The organism is Dietzia sp. DQ11-71 (genome assembly GCF_014144995.1).
GTDB lineage: Bacteria > Actinomycetota > Actinomycetes > Mycobacteriales > Mycobacteriaceae > Dietzia > Dietzia kunjamensis.
Genome location: NZ_JAALDT010000184.1, coordinates 1 through 1,211, shown reverse-complemented (window position 1 = coordinate 1,211; position 1,211 = coordinate 1). Strand labels below are relative to the sequence as shown.

The window sequence follows — 1,211 nt, the reverse complement described above, 5'->3', positions numbered from 1 at the left end:
CAGCCGCCCTGGTCGCCGGATGTGGCGTCCCATCTGGCCGCCGCGCGTGCCCCGGCGAGGCCGGCGACGCTGAGCAGGGCGAGGGAGGCGACGAGGGAGACGACGACGACGAGGCCGCCGACCCATCCGCCGATCAGTCCCAGGGCGAGCGCACCGAGCAGCAGGACGAGACCGGAGCCGAGGAACGAGGGTGCGGCGGCGCGGTTGGCGAGCTCCCAGGCCTCGGGGGAGCGGCGGGTCTCCGGGGTGCGTACGCCCAGGACGCCGTTGCCGGGCAGTCTGCCGACGAGCGCCGCGACACCCGTGCCCGCGAGCACGAGGGCGAGCCCCACGAGGAGCACCATGACCACCACGAGCACTGCGTTCACGCCACCGAGGGTACGCCCGCGACGTCGGATCTCCGATTCGACTCAGCCCCGCCGGGACCCCGGACCAGGGCGAGCAGCCGGGCGAGTTCGCGCTTGTCCTCTGCGCTGAGGCGGTCGAGGAACTCCCGCCGCACCGTGGCGACGTGATCGGGCGCGGCCTTCTCGATCTCGGCCATGCCCTCGTCGGTGGTGGACACGAACGCCCCGCGACCGTCGTCGGGGCAGCTGGTGCGCTCCACGAGTCCGCGCTTGACCATCCGGGTGACCTGGTGGGACAGGCGGCTGCGTTCCCACTGCAACGCGTCGGCGAGCGCGGTCATCCGCAGCGGGCCGTCGGCCTCGCTGAGGTAGACCAACACCTCGAACTCGGGCTCCGTGAGGCTCGACGAGGTCTTGAGGTCGCGCTGGATCTCCAGGTGCAGGCGCCCCTGGATGGCGAGGTAGTCACGCCACAGCGCCTTCTCCTCGTCGTCCAACCAACGCACGTCCTGAACCTGTTCGACCATGGGCCCAGCGTACCCGGTTAGTTGACACAACATATAGGGCCCGGTGAGGAATGTGTGTCACATCATCTACTGAGGGAGTCGCATGCCGACCACGACCGCCACCACTCACCCGGGCGGTGGCCGTCCTCGTCGTCGTCGTCATGGTCGGTGCCTACGCCTACGTCCACAAGGCCGCCGGCATCTACGCCGCCGACGGTGGCTGGGAACTCGTCGCCGTGATCGGCCTGGCCGTCGCCGTGTTCGGTCTGGTCGGCACCGGGCGCTACAGCGTCGACGCCCTCATCGCCGGGCGTCGCGCCGCCAGGGGCTGATCAACCCCGCCCTCGGCCGACGGGGC

3 protein-coding genes are annotated in these 1,211 nt (G+C 71.2%); 1 reads left to right on the top strand and 2 read right to left on the bottom strand.

The genetic code is table 11. The features are described from left to right. Both G6023_RS07605 and G6023_RS07600 read right to left on the bottom strand, forming a co-directional pair. On the bottom strand, positions 1-368 hold a 368-nt coding region (locus G6023_RS07605; protein WP_182634798.1), incomplete at its 3' end, for an SdpI family protein. Then, positions 365-874 (bottom strand): MarR family winged helix-turn-helix transcriptional regulator, encoded by a 510-nt coding sequence (locus tag G6023_RS07600; RefSeq protein WP_069390150.1) that lies wholly within the window; start codon positions 872-874, stop codon positions 365-367. The genes G6023_RS07600 and G6023_RS07605, both read right to left, overlap by 4 nt. 116 nt (positions 875-990) lie before the next feature. On the opposite strand from G6023_RS07600, the gene G6023_RS07595 reads away from it, so the two are divergent. Continuing rightward, a complete protein-coding gene (locus G6023_RS07595) occupies positions 991-1,185 on the top strand; it encodes a hypothetical protein (RefSeq protein WP_182634796.1) in 195 nt (64 codons plus the stop codon). Positions 1,186-1,211: the final 26 nt, after the last annotated feature.